Genomic DNA, 18327 nt, shown 5'->3' with positions numbered 1-18327 from the left:
AGGCTCGGTTAGCCTCACCTAAGTTGGAGGCCGGTCCGGCGCGGCCGGCCATGCCGTACCGACCCTGCCGTACCCATGAACCGCCGCCCGGGGAGCTGTCGTTGTCGGTCACCGCCCGGACGGCACCCCTGGACAGCGCCGAAGGCACACCCCCGGCCCGCCGGGGTGCCACCGCGCTGCGCTGCCTCGGCCTCCTGGTGGTGCTCGGCGCACTGGTCCTGGTCTCGCTCGTCAGCGTCTGGGTGGGCACGCGGGGCATCCCGTTCGGCTCGACCTGGTCCCTGCTCTGGCAGAGCGACGGCTCCCAGGCGTCGGTCATCGTCCACGACTACCGCATCCCCCGCACCCTCCTCGGACTGATCGTCGGCACGGCCCTCGGTCTGTCCGGCGCGCTGATGCAGGCCCTGACCCGCAACCCGCTCGCCGACCCCGGGCTGCTCGGGGTGAGCCTGGGCGCGGCGACGGGAGTGGTGGTCGCGATCGCGTTCCTCGGGGTGGCGGCGCCGCTGGGCTACGTGTGGTTCGCGCTCGGGGGAGCGGCGCTCACCTCGGTGGTGGTCTACCTGCTGGGTTCCTCGGGGCGGTCGCTGGCCACCCCGGACCGCCTGGTCGTCGCAGGCGCCGCGACCACGGCGGTGCTGTACGCGTTCAACTCGGCCGTGCTGCTGCTCAACCCGAAGGCGTTCGACCAGTTCCGCTTCTGGAACGTGGGCTCGCTCGCCGGCCGCTACTACGAGATCGTCCGCCTCGTCCTCCCGTTCGTCGCGGTGGGCCTGCTGATCGCGCTCGCCCTCGCCCCCGCGCTCAACGCCCTCGCCCTGGGCGACCAGATGGGCCGTGCCCTCGGCGTCAACGTCGGCCGGGTACGAGTGTCCGGCGCGGTCGCGGTCATGCTGCTGTGCGGCGCGGCCACCGCGGCGGCGGGCCCCATCGCCTTCGTGGGCCTCGCCGTGCCGCACGTGGCCCGCTTCCTCGTCGGCGCCGACCAGCGGTGGGTACTGGCGTACTCGATGCTGCTGGCACCCGTCCTGCTGGTCGGGGCCGACGTACTGGGTCGGGTACTGGGCGCCCCGGGCGAAGTGCAGGTGGGCATCGTCACCGCGTTCATCGGCGCACCGCTGTTCATCGCGCTGTGCCGCCGCCGAAAGCTGGTCATGCTGTGAGTTCCGGTACGAGACCCGTCGAGAGTTCCGTCGCGAGTTCCGTACGGGAGGGCACGGAGGCCCCACCCCGCCTCGTCAGCGGCCTGGTCCTGCGCATCGGCAAGGACGGGCACTCGCTGCGCGTGCCGGGGCGCGCCCTGGTGATGACGGCGGTGCTGACCGCCGTCCTCGCCGTCGTCATGGCCTTCACCCTCACCACCGGGGACTTCGAGCTGTCCCTGGGCGAGGTGCTCCGCGCCGTCACCGGCAACGGATCGGGCGCCGCCGACTTCATCGTCAACACCCTGCGCATGCCCCGGCTGCTGACCGCCCTGTGCGTCGGCGCGGCGCTCGCGGTCAGCGGGGCGATCCTGCAGAGCCTGACCGGCAACCCGCTCGGCAGCCCCGACATCATCGGCTTCACCAACGGATCGGCCGTCGGCGCGCTGGTCGTCATCATCGTGCTGCACGGCAGCATGACCCAGATCGCGGTCGGCGCCCTGATCGGCGGACTCGGCACCGCCGCCGCCATGTACCTCCTGATGCTGGGCCGGGGGCTCCAGGGCTTCCGGCTCGTCGTCGTCGGCATCGGCGTCAGCGCCCTGCTGCTGTCCGTCAACTCGTACCTGATCACCCGGGCGACCTGGCAGGAGGCCCTGGAGGCGCAGGCCTGGCTGATCGGCGGCCTTGGCAACCGGGGCTGGCCGCACGCGCACACCATCGCGCTCGCGGTCGTCGTCCTGCTCCCGCTCGCGTTCGCCCTGGCCCGCCGGCTGGCCATGGTGGAGATGGGCGACACGACCGCGACGGCCCTGGGAGTGGACGTCGCCCGCACGCGTACGGCACTGCTCGTGATCAGCGTCGCGCTGGCCGCCGTCGCCACCGCGGTCACGGGGCCGATCTGGTTCATCGCGCTGGCCGCCCCCCAACTCGCCCGCAGACTGAGCGGATCGTCAGGACCCTCACTGATGTCGGCGGCCCTGATGGGCGCGGTCCTGCTCGCCGCGAGCGACCTGGCCGTACAGCGGATCTTCGCCCCCACGCTCCTCCCGGTGGGCACCGCGACCGGCACCATCGGCGGGCTCTACCTCATCTGGCTGCTGATCACCGAGTCGCGAAAGAGCCGCGCATGAAGGCAACAACGAAGTCCCCGACCCCGCAGAACCCCCCGAGCCCCCGGGTCTCGCGCTTGCGCGCCGAGGACCTCACCCTGTCCTACGACCAGCGGACAGTGGCCACTTCGCTCGGCGTCGACATACCCGACGACTCGTTCACGGTGATCGTCGGACCGAACGCCTGCGGCAAGTCCACCCTGCTCAAGGCCCTCGCCCGGATGCTCAAACCCCGTTCGGGGCAGGTCTATCTGGACGGCGCGGCCATCGCCTCGTACCGCTCCCGCGAAGTCGCCCGCAGACTCGGCCTGCTCCCGCAGACCTCCACCGCGCCGGGCGGGATCACGGCGGGCGACCTGGTGGCCCGTGGCCGCTACCCGCACCAGCGGATGCTCAAGCAGTGGTCGGCGGAGGACGAGGCGGCCGTGGCCGAGGCCATGACCCTCACCGGCGTACGGGAACTCGCCGACCGGCCGGTCGACGACCTCTCCGGCGGACAGCGCCAGCGCGTCTGGCTCTCGATGGTGCTCGCCCAGCAGACCCCCATCCTGCTGCTCGACGAACCGACCACCTTCCTCGACATCGCGCACCAGGTCGAAGTGCTCGACCTGTGCGCGGGCCTGCACGCACACCGGGGCCACACCGTCGTCGCCGTACTGCACGACCTCAACCAGGCCTGCCGCTACGCCAGTCACCTCATCGTGATGCGCCCCGGCGGCACGATCGCGGCCGAGGGACCGCCCGCCGACGTCATGACCGCCGAGCTGGTCGAGGACGTGTTCGGCCTGCCGTGCCGCATCATCGACGACCCGGAGACCGGCACCCCGCTGATGATCCCGGCCGCGCCCAGGCACCACGTGCCGGAGACCGCGTCCGCCCGCCCCTGACGTCGCTGATGTCCCTGTCCGCCTGCGGGCGGCCTGCACTGTCAGTGGCGGGTGCCACGCTGGGGGGATGAAGGACGACGATGCGGAGCGGCTGCTGCGGGGTCGGGTCTACGGCCATGACCACGGCGATCCCCACCAGGGGTGGCGGCCCGGCAGGAGGTACGCCGAACTGGTCGGCGGCCCCCTCGACGGGCTGCTGCTCGACACCACCGGCTGGACACCGGACGAACTGCGCACGGGTACGGCCCTGGAGACCGGGCTCGGCCGATTCGGCCCCGGCGGGCGGGCGTTGTACGACCCGCGCCCCGGGGATCCGGACCGCTTCGACTGGGCGGGGGACGCGCCGTGACGGCCCGCCCGCCGCCCGGCCGGACCGGCTCGGTGCAGGTGTCAGCCCCGGTGCACGACGCTCCCGCCGGTCATCGTGAGGACGACGGGCGCCTCCGCCAGTTCGTCGGCGGGCGCGGACACCGGGTCGACGCCGAGCGCGGTCAGGTCGGCCCGGAAGCCCGGCGCGATCCGCCCGGCGATGTCCTCCTCGCCCACCGCGCGAGCGGCGTGCGACGTGCAGCCCTCCAGCGCCATCAGACCGGTCAGCGCCTGGCCGGCCAGGACCGGCGCGGTCCCCGGCCGGCCGGGCAGCCTGCGCAGCCGGGCGGTGGCCAGCACCTCGCGCGGGTCGTAGTGCGCGATCGGCCAGTCCGAACCGAGCACCAGGGTCGCCCCCGCGTCCCGCAGGTCACGGCACCGCCAGGCCCGCCCGGCCCGCTCCTCACCGACCCGCTTCGACCACTCGTCGGTGTGGTCGGCGCGGGTGTACGCGGTGTGCGCGGGCTGCATCGACGCGGCCACGCCGAGCTCGGCGAACCGCGCCAGCTGACCGGTGGGCACGGTCTCGATGTGCTCGATCCGGTGCAGCGCGCGCTGCTGAGGGTCCGTCAACTGCTCGACGGTGTCCAGGACATGGCGTACGGCCGCGTCCCCGATGGCATGCGTCGCCGTACGCACCCCGGCGCGCGCGAGCCGGTGCACGGCGGCGGTGTACGCGGCGGGGTCGGGCCAGAACGCCTCGGTGCCCTCGCCGTGGCAGTCGGCGTGCTCCAGCCAGGCGGTACCGCCCTCGACGGTGCCGTCCATGAAGAACTTCACCCCGCCCACCCGCCAGTGCCTGCCGTGCGCACGCTGGAGCCCGACGAGGTCGTCGAGGCCCGCCGCGTCGGTGCCCGGCATGCACCAGGGGTGGATGCGCAGCCGCACCGGCAGCGGCCCCGCCTCCTCCTCGCAGCCGGCCAGCAGTTCCAGTACGCCGACGCCCTGGAGGTCCATCACATGGGCGCCGGTGAGTCCGGTCGCGGCCATGTCGTGCAGCAGCTCCAGCAGCCGGGCGCGCCGTGCGGCGGCGTCCGCGCGCGGCAGCACCGGCTCCATCAGGTCCATCGCCGCGGGCTCCACGAGGTGCCCGGTGGGCCGCCGGTCCGCGTCGCAGACGACCCTCGCCCGCTGCGTGAACTCGCGCGGCCCCTCGATCCCCGCGGCGGCCAGGGCGGGGCCGCTGGCCAGCGCCGAGTGACCGTCGTACAGCCGCAGGAACGCCGGTACGCCGCCGAGCGCGGGGTCGATCAGCTCGTGGTGGACGGGGCGCCCGCCGAAGGTGTTGTGGTCCAGGCCGTACCCCAGGACCCAGTTGCCGGGGGCGGCCGTACGGGCGGCTTCGGCGAGCGCGGACCGCAGGGCTTCCAGGTCGGTACAGCCGGAGAGGTCGATGCCGGTGGCCATTTCGAGGCCGTGCACCGGGTGGCTGTGCCCGTCGACCAGGCCGGGCGTGAGCGAGGCACCGCCGAGGTCGATCACCTCGGTTCCCGCGCCGCGCCAGTCCCGTACGTCCGACGCGTCACCGACCGCGACGATCGTGCCGTCCTTGACGGCGACGGCACCGGCCGATGGCCGCGCCGGATCGAGGGTGCGGACCCGGGCGTGGGTGAGGACGGTGTCGGCGGTGGCGGACAGCGGACGGTCGTTCGTCTGGGGCACGGCAGGCATTCCTTGGGCTGGGGTACGGGTGGTTCACCGCGCGGCCGGGTGCACCGGGGTGCCGGAGCGGCCGGGCGGGGGATGCGGGGGGGGGGATGAGGGGTATGCGGCCTCAGCCGGTGGTCGGGGCGGAAGCGGGCGCGGGCCCTGGCACGGACTCGGCAGCGGGATCCTGCGGTTCGGCGGCGAAGCCCTCGTACACCTTCGGCCGGGAACGGCGGATCCGCAGCGCGAGTACGACTCCCAGGACGAAGGCGGCGGGGACGGCCAGGACCAGCAGGGCATTGGTGGTGAAGGGGGCCGAGGTGGTCAGGCCGATGTTACTGATCACCAGCCACAGCGCACCGGCCATCAGTACGGCGGTGGCCAGGGGCATGACCACGGTGCGCAGCACGCCCTCCTCGTGCGGGGTCCGGCGGAAGAAGCGGAACACGGCCACCGCCGTGATCGCCTGGAGCGCCAACAGGCCGATCATTCCCGGGGTGTTCATCCACAGCAGCAGCTGCTGGTACGGGTCGGCGCCTGCCAGTACGAAAGCCGCGACGACCAGCAGCGCGAGCACGCTCTGCACGGTTCCCGCGACGTACGGCGAGTCGTGCCGGGGGTGGACCCTGCCGAGGACCGCGGGCAGCACGCCCTCCCTGGCGAGGGAGAGGCCGTAGCGGTTGATCGCGTTGTGGAAGGCCAGTTGCGAGGCGATGATGCTGGTCACGATGAGGACGTGCATGAGGGTGGCCGCCCAGTCGCCGACGTACTGCGAAGTGGCGGTGAAGAACAGGCCCAGCGGATCGTCGGTGACCGCCTTCATGACGTCGGCGCTGCCGAACGCCTGGATGACGATCCACACGCTGAACGCGTAGAAGAGGCCGAGGAATCCGACCGCGATGAAGGTGGCGCGCGGAACGGTCCGTACGGGGTCGCGCGCCTCGTTGCGGTAGATCGCGGTGGACTCGAACCCGGTGAACGCGGCGAAGGCGAACGCGAGCACCGCGCCGGTGCCGGGCACCAGGACGTTGGACGGCGTGAAGGAGTCCAGGGCGAGCCCGTGAGCTCCGCCCTCCAGGAGCACGCCGCCCGCGAGGAGCGCGAGGATGCCGGTCTCGGCGACCAGCAGCACGCCGAGGACCTTCGCGCCGAACTCGATGCTGCGATAGCCCAGGTACCAGATCACGAACACGCCCGCGAACGCGATCACCGGCCACGGCACGTCCACGCCCCACAGCACCCGCAGCGCGTCCCGGGTGCCCGTCGCGAGCAGTCCGTACACGCCGATCTGCATGCCGTTGTACGCGAGGAGGGCGAGCGTGGCCGCGCCGAAACCGGCCGGTCGGCCGAGGCCGCGGGTGATGAACGCGTAGAAGCCGCCGCCGTGGCGGACGTGCCGGGACATCGTCGTGAAGCCGACGGCGAAGAGGGCGAGCGTGGCACCGGCGAGGAGATAGCCGACCGGGGCACCGACCCCGCCGACGCCGATCGCCAGCGGGGCCACCCCGGCCATCACGGTCAGCGGGGCTGCGGCCGAGACGACGAAGAAGACGATGTCGGCGACGCCCAGACCGGGCCGTCCGGGCCGTCCGGGCCGCGCGGACCGTCCGGGAGGGCCCTCGCGTTCCGGTGGGCCCTCGTCGTGCTGTGGAGTGCGGGATGCGGACTCGACGTCCATGGCGCTCGGCCCTTCGCAGAAACCTAAACCGTTTCGGTTTAGGCAATGTAGAGGGCGGCCGTACGATCGGGGAAGACCTCTCGACGGGAGAACGAACATGGGGCGGCCCCGCAAGGCTCTGCTGGACCGGGCGCGCATCGGGGCCACGGCACTCGAACTCGTCGACGAGCAGGGCGACTTCACCGTCCCCGAGGTCGCGCGCAGGCTCGGTGTGCAGACTGCCTCGGTGTACCACCATGTGGACGGCCGGGCCGGAGTTGTCGAGCTGGTGCGTGAACGCGTCGTCGAGATGCTCGACATGGACACCCTCGACCGGGGCACCTGGGACGCCTCGCTGGAGGCCTGGGCGCGCTCCTACCGTGCGGCCTTCGCCGCCCACCCGCGCGCCATCTCCATCCTGATGACCTCTCCGGTGCGCGCACCGCGCGCGATCGGACACTACGAGAGGGTCGCGGGGCTGCTCCTGGACGCCGGGTTCGCCCTGGACGACGTCCTGCCGATCATCACCGGCCTGGACAACATCGTGCTGGGCTCGGCCCTGGACATGTCGGGGCCCGAAGTGATGTGGGTGGTCGAGGAGGAGTCCGAGGCGCCTCGGCTCGCCGCGGCCCAGGAAGCGGTCGGCGCGGCCCGCGCCGACCGCGCCTTCGACCTGACGCTGGCGGGGTTCCTGGCGCACTGCCGGGGGATCCGACGGCCGGGGGTCGGGGAGTCCGGGCAGTCCGGGGCGCCCAGGGAGTCCGGGGAGGGGTAGCCCGGGCTTGCCCCCGGCTCAGCAGCTTTCGGTGCTCCTCAACGCGCCCGCAGGCAGGCCGAGTTCGCGTTCCGCCGTGCTGAACAGGAGGGCGTCCAGCGCGGGGTGGCCGAACGGCGCCGCCTCGTTCGCGTACGCGCCGAGCCCGTCGATCGTGACCAGGATGACCAGGCACGCCCCCAGCGGATCGGCCGCCGCGAACTCCCCCGTGCGTACGCCGTCCTCGATGACCGACGTCAACTGCTCGCGCATGGCGGCCTCCTGCTCGCCGACCACGCGCTGGAGGTTCGGGCGGTAGCGCGAGAGGTGCCGCGCGTTCAGCCAGAGCCTGCCGAGGTCGATGAACTCCGCGCCGTCGAGGCGGTGCAGGAGGCGGCTCAGCCGCTGCGTCGGGGGCAGCCCGGCGTCGGCCTCCGGCTGGAGCGCGTCGCGCTCCCGGGCGACCGCGCACGCGAACGCCTCGCACAGCAGGTCGTCGATCGCGGGGAAGTAGTGGCTGATCAGGCCCGGACGTACCCCCAGCTCGGCGGCGACGAGCTGCATCGTCACACGTTCGAGCCCCCGCTCCAGGGCGAGTCGGGCGGCGGTCTCCAGGATCTCGCTCCTGCGCTCCTGTGCGGTCTTGCGCGTCCGGGGGGCCCTGGGCGGCCGGGGGGTTGACGTCATGCGGGACAGCCTATTGGATAGCGCACCAACAGCTTATTGGTGCCGATACCAATTGAGCTGGACCACCGCTGACCGCACCTTCCGGACTCCTGCCTTCCGGATGACTGCCGCCCGGACACCTGCCCTCCGGGCTCACGCCTCCGCCCTCCGCTCCACGGTGCCCACCTGCCGCACACCTCTGCGGTCAGCGGGCCGGGACAGTGCCGCCCCCTCCTCCTCGAAGGAACCCGCCCATGCAGAGTTCTCCCGACGGCCCCCGCCCGGCCGTGACCGCTTCCGGACAGGATCAGGCCGGCTCGGTCGAGAGCCGGGGCATCGACGTCGTGCCCGACGTGGAGCGGCACGGAAGGGCCCGCGAGCTGTTCGCGCTCTGGGCCGCGCCGAACGTCAGCTACCTCAGCTTCGTGGTCGGCGGCACCCTCGTCCTGATGGGCCTGTCGCTGGCCGAAGCGGTGGCCGTCATCGTCGCCGGGAACCTGTTGTGGCTGCTCACCGGCTTCATCGCGATCAGCGGCCCCGCCGCAGGCACCTCGGGCTCCGTCATCTCCCGCGCCATCTACGGAGTGGTCGGCAACAAGTTCGTCGTCGCGCTCACCGGCTGGCTGATCGCCTCGCTCTACCTCGCGCTCAACTGGTCCGCGGCCTCCACGGCCGGCCTCGGCATGGCGGCCCAGCTCGGACTGCCGGGCTCCACCGCCCTGACGGCCACGGTGGTGTGCCTGATCACCGGCATCACCGTCCTCGTCGCCGTCTTCGGACACGCCACGATCGTCCGCCTGTACGGCGCGCTGACCGTCTTCCTCACCCTGGTCTTCCTCGCCCTGAGCGTGATGGTGCTCCAGCACACCGACTGGTCGTACGAACCGGCCGAGCCGCTCACCGGTGCGGCCCACCTCGTCGTCCTGGCCTCCGGGTTCACGCTCGTCGCGTCGGCGCCCCTGTCGTACGCCAACAGCCCCGACCTCGCCCGCTACCTGCCTCGGAGCACGCGCGGCCGTGCCATCACCCTGGCGACCGCGATCGGCGGCTTCCTGCCGAGCGTCGCCTTCACCACGATCGGGGCGCTCGCCGCCACCACCCTCGACATGAACGATCCGCAGGCCGCGCTGGAGAGCATCATGCCGCCCTGGTTCGTGCCCACCTTCGTCACGGCGGTGATCGTCAACACCGTGGCGAACAACGGCATCACTGCCTACAGCGCGGGACTCTCCATGCAGTCCATCGGCGTACGGCTGTCCCGGACGGTCGCCGTACTGGTCATCGGGGTCATCGGCACCGCCATGACGCTGTTCGCACTGCTGGTCTTCGACTTCCTCACCGCCGTCAACACCATGATGGAACTGGTCGTGGTGATCACAGGCCCGTGCATGGCCGTGTACGCCACGGACATCGTCCTGCGGCGCAACCGCTACGACGGCGAGCAGCTCCACGAAGGGAGCCGCACCGGCCCCTTCTGGTACGTCGGGGGTGTCAACTGGGCCGGTGTGCTTGCCACTTCGGCCGGTGTCACGGCCGCCGCCCTGTGCGCGAATTCGACCTCCTGGGCCGGTCCTGTGTCGTCGGCGGCGGGCGGGCTCAATCTCGCCGTACCCGTGGGAATCCTCGGCTCGGCGGCCCTGTACTGGCTGCTCGCGCGCGCCTTCCGCACCCTCCCGCGCACCTCGCCGAGCGCGCCCACGCCCCCGCCCCCGCACCCGCACACCAGCCACCCGTCCCCGACTGTTCAGCGCTGAAGGACCGACCATGAACGCCGACCTCATCGTGCGCGCCGCACGGATCGAGAACTTCGACCCCGACCCCGGCCCCGCCCCCCTGTCCCTGCCCGTACCCGCCACCGTGCTCGCCGTCCGCGACGGCAGGATCGTCGCCGTCGGGGGAGACGACGTCCTCCACCGCTGGTCAGGGCCCGACACCGACGTACGGGACTTCCCCGGGGCGACCGTCGTCCCGGGCCTGACCGACGCCCACGCCCACCCGGTGTGGGGCGCGATCGAGGTGGGCACCGGCCTCGACCTCGGCGGCGCGACCACACTCGAAGCGGTGTGCGCACGCATCGCGGACCGCCTCGCCGACCGTACGACGGACCGCCTCGCCGACCGCCCGTCGGGCCGGGAGACGGACTGGGTGACCGGATACGACCTCGACATCAACGTCTTCGACGCGGCACCCACCGGACACTTCCTCGAACGGCGCTTCCCCGGCGTACCCATCTCCCTCATGACCTGCGACGCCCACTCCCTCGTGGTCAGCCCCGCCGTGGTCGACGCCCTCGGCCTGACCGGAGCGGAGACCTTCGACGACGCCTCCGAGATCGTCGTCGGCCCCGACGGCAGACCCTCCGGCTTCATCCTCGAACTCCAGGCCATGGACCTCGTCTTCGCCCACTACCCCGAGGTGCCCCTCCCGGTCGCGGCGGCCCATGTCGCCGACCAGCTGCGGGAGTTCGCGGCCACCGGCCTCACCGGACTGCACGCCCTGGACTTCACCGCACCCTCCGAGGACGTCTACCGCCTTTTGGAGCGGACCGGGGAGCTGCCGCTGCGGATCCGCTGCTCCCCGCTCGTGCCCGCCGACTCCGGGCGCGACGTGTGGGAGGAGGTCGCCGCCCAGCAACGCGTCGCCGGCCGCTGCTGGCACGTCGCGGGCGCCAAGTTCATGCTGGACGGCACCGCCGACAACGGGTCCGCCTGGTTCGAGCACCCCGACGTCCACGGCCAGAACCGCAAGCCCCTCTGGAAGGACGTGGACCGCTACCGCGAGGCCGTCCGCTTCTTCACCGAACGCGACATCCCCACCGCCACCCACGCCATCGGCGACCGGGCCGTACGCACCGCACTCGACGTCATCGAGGAGACCGGCCACGCACCGTCCGCCCCGCACCGGATCGAGCACATCGAGTCGATCCCCGACGACCAGCTCCCCCGGTTCGCCGCACTCGGCGTCACCGCCGGGCTCCAGCCCGTCCACGCCACCCGTCTGACCAGGGCCGACATGACCGACAACTGGTCCCGGCGGATCGGCCCGCAGCGCGCCGCTCACGGCTGGCGCACCCGTGACCTGCTGGACCACGGCGCCGTCGTGGCCCTCGGCTCGGACTGGCCCATCGGGATCGCCGACCCCCGGATCGCCCTGGCCGACGCCCAGTTGCGCCGCCCCGTCGGACAGCCCGAACTCTCGCCCGTACAGCCTGCCCAGCGCATCTCCGCGACGGAGGCCTACGCGGGGATGACCCGCGCCCCGGCCGTCGCGGCGGGCGCCGCGGACCGGCTCGGCCGGATCGCCCCCGGCTACCTGGCCGACCTCACGGTGTTCGCCCGCAGCCCGCTCGACCTGGCCCCCGAGGAACAGGCCGTCAACCCGGTCCTCGCCACGGTCGTCGGCGGCACCGTCCTCACCCACCACTCGTAACCCCGCAGGAGACCGCCCCGTGAACCCCGTACCGAACCCCGCACCGAACCCCGCACCGTACGCACGCCCCGACCACCGCCCGCACTTGAGCGTCGACGCCACCGACCCCCGCACGCGCGGCCGTTCCCGCGGCGAGCAGCTCGCCGGCACGCTCCCCACCACGCTCGACGCCTACGACCGGCTCTTCGCGCTCGCCGAGATCCGGCCGGAGACGGTACGCGACGACGCCGAGCGCGCACTCGACGCCGTCGGCACCTTCCGCCCGGGCCTGCGCGCCCAGATCGAGGGCATCGCCGAAGGCGCCGGGGTCGAACCCTGGCGGATCGCCGCGCTCAACGCCCGTACCGAGATCCTCGCGCGCAGCCGCACCGTGCCTCCGGGGGAGTGCTCCACGCTCGTACGCCGACTGGGCACGCCCGACGGCGGCAGCACCCGGGTGGGCGTGCAGACCTGGGACTGGCACGTCGAGCTCAGCTCCTCCTGGCACACCCTCGACAGCGCCGGGGGCACGCACCGCTACGTCGGCATCACCGAGAACGGCATCCTCGCCAAGATCGGCGTCAACAGCGCCGGACTCGCCCTGCACTTCAACATCCTCGGCCACCGCGACGACCGCGTCGGCGGCATACCGGTGCACGTCCTGGCCGCCCTCGTCCTCGAAGAGGCCGAAAGCCCCGCCCACGCGCGGGAGCTCCTGCGCGAGGCCCCGCTCACCTCGTCGGGCTCCTTCATGCTCTTCGACGCGCGCAGCGCCCTGCTGCTCGACCTCAGTCCGGTGGGGGTCTTCGAGGCGCCGGAGGTCGCGGAGGGCACCCATCTGCGCACCAACCACTTCCTCACCCCCACCCCCGCCGCCCACGAGAAGTCCTGGCTGTACCAGCCCGACTCCGGCGAACGCCACGCCTTCCTCCGCGACCGGCTCGCGCACAGGCCCGTCGAACGCGCCGAGGACCTGGTGGAACGGCTGGTCACGGGACCGGGGGAGCCGCCGGTCACCTGCGTACCCGACATGGCGGCACCGACCGGCAGCAGGTGGGCGAGCCTGGCCACCGTCGTGCTCGACCCCGCCGCACGCGTCGCGCGCGTACTGGACGGGACACCCGCCGAGCACGCGACCCGGCCGTGGCGCACCTTGCACGCGTGACGGTGCCACTCCCTTTGATTTGAGTATTGCTCAAAGCTGTCAGCAGCCGGTCGTAGGTCATTCTCAGGCCAGCGCTTCCGGATCTCCCGTCACAGGTTTAGAGTGCTGTTCTAACAAATGTGGAGGAGTGACGGGCGTGCGACTGACCCCGACCGAACGTGACCGGCTGCTGCTCTTCGGGGCCGCCGAACTGGCGCGGGCCCGCCGAGCGCGCGGGCTGCGGCTCAACGTCCCCGAGGCGACCGCGCTGATCGCCGACACCGTCTGCGAGGCGGCCAGGGACGGGCTGCGGCTCGCGGCGGCGATCGAGGCGGCGCGCACGGTGCTCGGCCCCGACGACGTACTGCCCGGCGTCGCCGACGTGGTCACCGAGGTCCATGTCGAGGCCGTCTTCGACGACGGGTCGCGGCTCGCCGTGGTGAGCGACCCCATCGGCGGCGGCTCGCTCGGCGCCGACGCTCCCGGAGCGCTGCTGCCGGGGCCCGGGTACGAGGAGCCGGAGGCGGCCGTACGGATCACCGTGCGCAACACGGCCGAGGTGCCGGTGTCCGTCACCTCGCACTTCCACTTCTTCGAGGCCAACCCCCGGCTGGAGTTCTCCAGGGCGGTGGCGTACGGGATGCGGCTCGCCGTGCCCGCCGGATCCTCGTTCCGCTTCGGGCCCGGCGAGAGCGCCGAAGTGGGGCTGGTGCCGATCGGCGGGGACCGCGTCGCGATCGGCTTCGCGGGGCTGGTGGACGGCGCGCTCGACGCCCCGGGCGCGAAGAAGGAGGCGCTGCGCAGGGCGTCGGCGTGCGGCTACTTGGACAGCGACAGCGACAGCGACAGCGACAGCGACCGCGACAGCGACCGCGACAGCGACCGCGACAGCGACAGCGACCGACCCCACCCCACCCCGCACCCGACGGAGGCGACCCGATGAGCTCTGGCATCACCCCTTTCGAGTACGCCTCCGTGCACGGCCCCAGGGCAGGCGACCGGGTGCGGCTCGGGGACTCCGGGCTCGTCGTGCGCGTGGAGTCCGACTCCCAGCGGCCGGGGGACGAGTTCCTCGCCGGGTTCGGCAAGACCGCCCGTGACGGACTGCACCTCAAGGCCGCCGCCGTACGCGACACCTGTGACGTGGTGATCAGCAACGTGCTGCTCATCGACGCCGTGCAGGGCATCCGCAAGGTGTCCATCGGCATCCGCGAGGGCCGCATCTCCGGCGTCGGCCGGGCGGGCAACCCCGACACCCTCGACGGCGTGGACGTCGTCGTCGGCACCGGGACCACCATCGTCTCCGGCGAGGGGCTCATCGCCACCGCCGGAGCCGTCGACACCCACGTACACCTCCTGTCGCCCCGCATCATGGAGGCCTCCCTCGCCTCCGGGGTGACCACGGTCATCGGCCAGGAGTTCGGCCCGGTGTGGGGCGTGGGGGTCAACTCGCCCTGGGCGCTGCGGCACGCCTTCAGCGCCTTCGACGCCTGGCCCGTCAACATCGGCTTCCTCGCCCGGGGTTCCTCCTCGGACGGGGCACCCCTGGTCGAGGCGCTCGCCGAGGGCGGCGCCTCCGGGTTCAAGGTCCACGAGGACATGGGCGCCCACACCCGCGCCCTGGACACCGCACTGCGCGTCGCCGAGGAGCACGACGTCCAAGTCGCCCTGCACAGCGACGGGTTGAACGAGTGCCTGACCGTCGAGGACACCCTCAAGGTGCTGGAGGGCCGTACCATCCACGCCTTCCACATCGAGGGCTGCGGCGGCGGGCACGTACCCAATGTGCTGAAGATGGCGGGCGTGCCGAACGTCATCGGCTCCTCCACCAACCCCACCCTGCCCTTCGGCCGCGACGCCGTCGCCGAGCACTACGGGATGATCGTCTCCGTCCACGACCTGAAGACCGATCTCCCCGGCGACGCCGCCATGGCCCGCGACCGCATCCGGGCCGGCACGATGGGCGCGGAGGACGTCCTGCACGACCTCGGCGCGATCGGCATCACCTCCTCCGACGCCCAGGGCATGGGCCGGGCGGGGGAGACCGTGCGCCGCACCTTCCAGCTCGCCGGGAAGATGAAGGCCGAGCGCGGCGCCGAGGGCGACGACGACAACGCCCGCGTCCTGCGCTACCTGGCCAAGCTCACCATCAACCCGGCCATCGCCCACGGCCTCGCCCACGAGATCGGCTCGGTCGAGGTCGGCAAGATGGCCGACATCGTGCTCTGGCGGCCGGACTCCTTCGGCGCGAAGCCGCAGATGGTGCTGAAGTCGGGCTTCCCGGCGTACGGAGTCACCGGCGACCCCAACGCCGCCACCGACACCTGTGAACCCCTGGTGCTGGGACCGCTGTTCGGGGCCTACGGTGCCGCTCCCGCGGACCTCTCGGTGGCCTTCGTCGCCCAGGCGGCCCTGGACCAGGGCAACGACACCATGCCCACCAGGCGGCGCCGGGTCGCGGTCCGCGACACCCGGGGCATCGGCCCCGCCGACCTGCTCCTCAACTCCCGTACCGGAGCGGTCGATGTCGACGGCCGCACGGGCCTGGTCACCCTGGACGGCGACCCGCTGAGGTCACAGCCCTCGGACTCCGTCTCCCTCAACCGCCTGTACTTCCTCTGACCCTGACTCTGACCCTGACCCTGCCTTCCTGTCTCTTCCCCTGACCCTTTCTCCTCCCTGAAGGACCGTCATGTTCCGCATGCCCGCCGAGTGGGACCCTCACGAGCGCACCTGGATGGCCTGGCCCGGCCCCAACACGACCTTCGACGACCCCGCCGAACTGGCCGCGTCCCGCGAGGCCTGGGCCGCCGTCGCCCGCGCGGTACGCCGTTTCGAACCCGTCACCATGGTCGTGGGCCCCGGCCAGTCCGACACCGCCGCCGCCCTCCTCGGCCCCGGCATCGACCTTGTCGAGCACGCCCTCGACGACGCCTGGATGCGGGACATCGGCCCCACCTTCGTCACCGACGAGAACGGTCAACTCGCCGCAGTGGACTGGGTGTTCAACGGCTGGGGAGCCCAGGAGTGGGCCTCCTGGGAGCACGACGCGAAGATCGCCGCGCACATCGCGGACCTCGCCTCCGTCCCCGTACACCCCTCGCGTCTGGTGAACGAGGGCGGCGGCCTCCACGTCGACGGCGAAGGCACCGTACTCCTCACCGAAACCGTCCAGCTCGGCCCCGAACGCAACCCCGGCTGGACCAGGGAACAGGTCGAGGCCGAGGTCCACGCACGGCTCGGCACCACCAAGGCGATCTGGCTGCCGCGCGGACTCACCGGCGACTACCCTCCGCACGGCTACGGCACCCTCGGCCACGTCGACATCGTCGCCGCCTTCGCCGCACCCGGAGTGGTCCTCGTCCACTCCCAGCCCGACCCCGCCCACCCCGACCACGCACTCTGCGAGGGAATCGCGGACCTGCTGCGCGCCGAGACCGACGCCAAGGGCCGCCCGCTGGAAGTGATCGAGGTCCGCGCACCCGAGGGCCTCAAGGACGACGAGGGCCACTGGGTCGACCACTCCTACATCAACCACTACCTCTGCAACGGCGGCGTCGTCCTGTGCGCCTTCGACGACCCCCGCGACGAGGAGGCCGCCGCCCTGTTCCGCCGCCTCTTCCCCGACCGCGAGGTCACCCTCGTGGACGCGCGCACGATCTTCGCGGGCGGCGGCGGAATCCACTGCATCACCCAGCAGCAGCCGGCCGGCCGTACGAAGCCGATCAGGTAGGAGAGCCGATCAGGCAGGAGAGCCGATCAGGTAAAACATACGAGTGAAGAACGACCCCCCGCCCCGCCGCCGCAAGACCGCCCCTCCCCGCGAGACCGTGTTCGCCGCCGCCATGACCGCCATCGCCGATGACGGCCTGGAGAAGCTGACCATGGCCGGGCTCGGGCGGGAGGTCGGCATGAGCAGTGGCCACCTCCTCTACTACTTCCACTCCAAGGACGAGCTGCTGCTGCGGACATTGGAGTGGAGCGAGGAGCTGCTCGGGGTGGAGCGCCGCTCCGCCCTGGCCCGGCAGGTCCCGGTGCGCGAACGGCTCGACGCCTATGTGCGTTTGTACGTGCCCCAGGCGCCGCGCGACCCGCACTGGACCCTCTGGCTGGAGCTCTGGAACCGGGTGCGGGCCCTCGACGACGCGGCCCGCGCCCGGCTCCTGGACATCGAACTGTCCTGGCACCGCGACCTGGTGGCCCTGCTCGTCGAGGGCGCCTCGCGCGGCGACCTGCGCGCGGTCGACGCCGAGCGCATCGCCACCCGCATCCGGGCACTGCTCGACGGATTCAGCACCCATGTGGCGATGGGGCTGCCCGGCTCGGACCGGGACGAAGTCCTGGCACACATCGGCAACTTCCTCGACGAAACGCTCTGAAACACCCCGGACCGAACAACCGGACCGCGCAACCGGACCGCACAACCCCCACAACCCGAACACGCCGACGCGCAGTAGATGTAAAGTGCATCTGTCCTGGGTGGGAAACATGCTCGTAACGCCGGGAGTAATGCGTGTTCCGCTCAACTGATGTACGGGGGCTGTCCTTCGCCGCCCGGGTCCTGCGCGGCCAGGCGCAGGTGACCTTCCTGCCGAGCGCCGCGGCCGGCGCCGTCTTCTGCGTCGCACTGTTCGTGGCGGGCTGGCAGTACGGCCTCTACGGACTCGGCGGCGCGGTGGTCGGCACCGCCACCGCCCAACTGCTCGGCACGGCCCGCGAGCGCGTCGTCACGGGGCTCGAAGGCTTCAACTCCTGTCTGACCGCACTCTGCTTCGCCGTCTTCCTCGGGGCGAACCACCTCTCCACCGTGCTGCTCGCGGCCGCGGGCTGTGTGGTCGTCACCGTGGTGACCGCGTCCGTGGTGAACATGCTCGGGGTGTGGAAGCTGCCGTCGCTGACACTCCCGTACTGCCTGCTGGCCAGCGCGATGACCATCGCCGCCCCCGGCTTCCAGCGCGTCTGGCACCACGGCGACTCCCTCGCCGCGCTGCCGCTCGCCGCGACCGGCCCCACCACGCTCGGATTCCCCGACCTGTGGCGGGCGTTCTTCTCGGCCTTCGCCGAGATCTTTTTCATGCAGCAGTGGTACGTCGGTGCCCTGCTGCTCATCGGGATCTTCGTGGCCAGCCGTCGCGCGGGCCTCGTGGCGAGCCTGGCCGGCCTGGTCGGCATCGCCGCCTCGCTCGCCCTGGGGGCACCCGCCGAGCAGATAGCCGACGGCCGGACCGTATACAACTCGGTCCTGGTCGGACTCGCCCTGTGCGGAGTCTTCCTGGAGGCCGGCCGGGCCACGTTCCTGTACGCGATGGCGGGCGCGGCCACGGCCACGGCGATGACCACCGCGATGGCCGCACTGTTCGCCCCGTCCGGCGGCCACACCTTCACCTGGCCCTTCGTACTGACCACCTTCGTCTTCCTGGCCGCAGCCCCTTCCTTCCCGCGACTGCGCGGCGTCGCACCCAACCTCGACCCGCGCGGGGCGACGCCGTAGCCGGTCGTAGCCAGCCATAGGGTGAAACCCGGTGTTCGCGGCATTCGCGG

At 72.2% G+C, this 18327-nt stretch carries 16 protein-coding genes; 13 read left to right on the top strand and 3 right to left on the bottom strand.

Annotated elements, in window-relative coordinates; all coding sequences use genetic code 11:
- Positions 1-95 precede the first annotated feature (95 nt).
- From ACZ5PB_RS22775 to ACZ5PB_RS22760, 4 genes are all read left to right on the top strand, one after another.
- Positions 96-1163 carry a FecCD family ABC transporter permease gene (locus ACZ5PB_RS22775; protein ID WP_468693602.1) on the top strand — a complete coding sequence of 356 codons (1068 nt, stop codon included), beginning with the start codon at positions 96-98 and terminating at the stop codon, positions 1161-1163.
- Complete coding sequence (locus ACZ5PB_RS22770; protein WP_468693537.1) at positions 1160-2275, top strand: FecCD family ABC transporter permease; 1116 nt, start codon at positions 1160-1162, stop codon at positions 2273-2275. The genes ACZ5PB_RS22775 and ACZ5PB_RS22770 overlap by 4 nt, the downstream gene beginning before the upstream one ends.
- Entirely contained in the window at positions 2272-3141 is an 870-nt protein-coding gene (locus ACZ5PB_RS22765; protein ID WP_468693536.1) for an ABC transporter ATP-binding protein, read from the top strand. The genes ACZ5PB_RS22770 and ACZ5PB_RS22765 overlap by 4 nt, the downstream gene beginning before the upstream one ends.
- Before the next feature lie 67 nt (positions 3142-3208).
- A complete protein-coding gene (locus tag ACZ5PB_RS22760; RefSeq protein WP_468693535.1) occupies positions 3209-3490 on the top strand; it encodes a hypothetical protein in 282 nt (93 codons plus the stop codon).
- A gap of 41 nt (positions 3491-3531) precedes the next feature.
- Here the strand turns inward: ACZ5PB_RS22760 and ACZ5PB_RS22755 are convergent, their stop codons facing one another.
- Complete coding sequence (locus ACZ5PB_RS22755; RefSeq protein WP_468693601.1) at positions 3532-5148, bottom strand: amidohydrolase; 1617 nt, start codon at positions 5146-5148, stop codon at positions 3532-3534.
- A 136-nt stretch (positions 5149-5284) separates the two neighbouring features.
- Entirely contained in the window at positions 5285-6835 is a 1551-nt protein-coding gene (locus tag ACZ5PB_RS22750; RefSeq protein ID WP_468693534.1) for an APC family permease, read from the bottom strand.
- Between the two features lie 97 nt (positions 6836-6932).
- Between ACZ5PB_RS22750 and ACZ5PB_RS22745 the strand changes: the two genes are divergently transcribed.
- A complete protein-coding gene (locus tag ACZ5PB_RS22745) occupies positions 6933-7589 on the top strand; it encodes a TetR/AcrR family transcriptional regulator C-terminal domain-containing protein (protein ID WP_468693533.1) in 657 nt (218 codons plus the stop codon).
- An 18-nt stretch (positions 7590-7607) separates the two neighbouring features.
- On the opposite strand, the gene ACZ5PB_RS22740 is transcribed toward ACZ5PB_RS22745, so the two are convergent.
- Positions 7608-8255, bottom strand: coding sequence for a TetR/AcrR family transcriptional regulator (locus tag ACZ5PB_RS22740; protein WP_468693532.1), 648 nt, complete (start codon positions 8253-8255; stop codon positions 7608-7610).
- 233 nt (positions 8256-8488) lie between these two features.
- Here ACZ5PB_RS22740 and ACZ5PB_RS22735 point away from each other — a divergent pair, with 233 nt between their 5' ends.
- The 8 genes from ACZ5PB_RS22735 (at position 8489) to ACZ5PB_RS22700 (ending at position 18277) form a co-directional block, all read left to right on the top strand.
- The gene (locus tag ACZ5PB_RS22735) at positions 8489-9988 is read left to right on the top strand and encodes a purine-cytosine permease family protein (RefSeq protein ID WP_468693531.1); all 1500 of its coding nucleotides are present in this window, start codon (positions 8489-8491) and stop codon (positions 9986-9988) included.
- A 10-nt stretch (positions 9989-9998) separates the two neighbouring features.
- Positions 9999-11663: an amidohydrolase gene (locus ACZ5PB_RS22730; protein WP_468693530.1), complete on the top strand. Its 1665-nt coding sequence runs from the start codon at positions 9999-10001 to the stop codon at positions 11661-11663.
- A gap of 19 nt (positions 11664-11682) precedes the next feature.
- Positions 11683-12807, top strand: coding sequence for a C45 family autoproteolytic acyltransferase/hydolase (locus ACZ5PB_RS22725; protein WP_468693529.1), 1125 nt, complete (start codon positions 11683-11685; stop codon positions 12805-12807).
- 136 nt (positions 12808-12943) lie between these two features.
- Positions 12944-13729, top strand: a complete 786-nt coding sequence (ureA, locus tag ACZ5PB_RS22720) for an urease subunit gamma (protein ID WP_468693528.1) — start codon at positions 12944-12946, stop codon at positions 13727-13729.
- Complete coding sequence (locus ACZ5PB_RS22715) at positions 13726-15408, top strand: urease subunit alpha (RefSeq protein ID WP_468693527.1); 1683 nt, start codon at positions 13726-13728, stop codon at positions 15406-15408. The genes ureA and ACZ5PB_RS22715 overlap by 4 nt, the downstream gene beginning before the upstream one ends.
- 70 nt (positions 15409-15478) lie before the next feature.
- Entirely contained in the window at positions 15479-16519 is a 1041-nt protein-coding gene (locus ACZ5PB_RS22710) for an agmatine deiminase family protein (RefSeq protein ID WP_468693526.1), read from the top strand.
- Positions 16520-16631: 112 nt separating this feature from the next.
- The gene (locus ACZ5PB_RS22705; RefSeq protein ID WP_468693600.1) at positions 16632-17165 is read left to right on the top strand and encodes a TetR/AcrR family transcriptional regulator; all 534 of its coding nucleotides are present in this window, start codon (positions 16632-16634) and stop codon (positions 17163-17165) included.
- Positions 17166-17299: 134 nt separating this feature from the next.
- Positions 17300-18277, top strand: a complete 978-nt coding sequence (locus ACZ5PB_RS22700) for an urea transporter (protein WP_468693525.1) — start codon at positions 17300-17302, stop codon at positions 18275-18277.
- Positions 18278-18327 lie beyond the last annotated feature (50 nt).

Source organism: Streptomyces sp. NPDC032721, from assembly GCF_055579625.1.
Note: the sequence above shows the minus strand (reverse complement) of the source record. Positions and strands in the feature narration are given on the sequence as shown.

Bases quoted from the DNA above. Each gene is read 5' to 3' on its own strand.
- ACZ5PB_RS22740 (WP_468693532.1), bottom strand. From the start codon at position 8,255: ATGACGTCAACCCCCCGGCCGCCCAGGGCCCCCCGGACGCGCAAGACC.
- ACZ5PB_RS22765 (WP_468693536.1), top strand. From the start codon at position 2,272: ATGAAGGCAACAACGAAGTCCCCGACCCCGCAGAACCCCCCGAGCCCC.
- ACZ5PB_RS22730 (WP_468693530.1), top strand. From the start codon at position 9,999: ATGAACGCCGACCTCATCGTGCGCGCCGCACGGATCGAGAACTTCGAC.
- ACZ5PB_RS22715 (WP_468693527.1), top strand. From the start codon at position 13,726: ATGAGCTCTGGCATCACCCCTTTCGAGTACGCCTCCGTGCACGGCCCC.
- ACZ5PB_RS22710 (WP_468693526.1), top strand. From the start codon at position 15,479: ATGTTCCGCATGCCCGCCGAGTGGGACCCTCACGAGCGCACCTGGATG.
- ACZ5PB_RS22735 (WP_468693531.1), top strand. From the start codon at position 8,489: ATGCAGAGTTCTCCCGACGGCCCCCGCCCGGCCGTGACCGCTTCCGGA.
- ACZ5PB_RS22705 (WP_468693600.1), top strand. From the start codon at position 16,632: ATGACCGCCATCGCCGATGACGGCCTGGAGAAGCTGACCATGGCCGGG.
- ACZ5PB_RS22760 (WP_468693535.1), top strand. From the start codon at position 3,209: ATGAAGGACGACGATGCGGAGCGGCTGCTGCGGGGTCGGGTCTACGGC.
- ACZ5PB_RS22750 (WP_468693534.1), bottom strand. From the start codon at position 6,835: ATGGACGTCGAGTCCGCATCCCGCACTCCACAGCACGACGAGGGCCCA.
- ACZ5PB_RS22745 (WP_468693533.1), top strand. From the start codon at position 6,933: ATGGGGCGGCCCCGCAAGGCTCTGCTGGACCGGGCGCGCATCGGGGCC.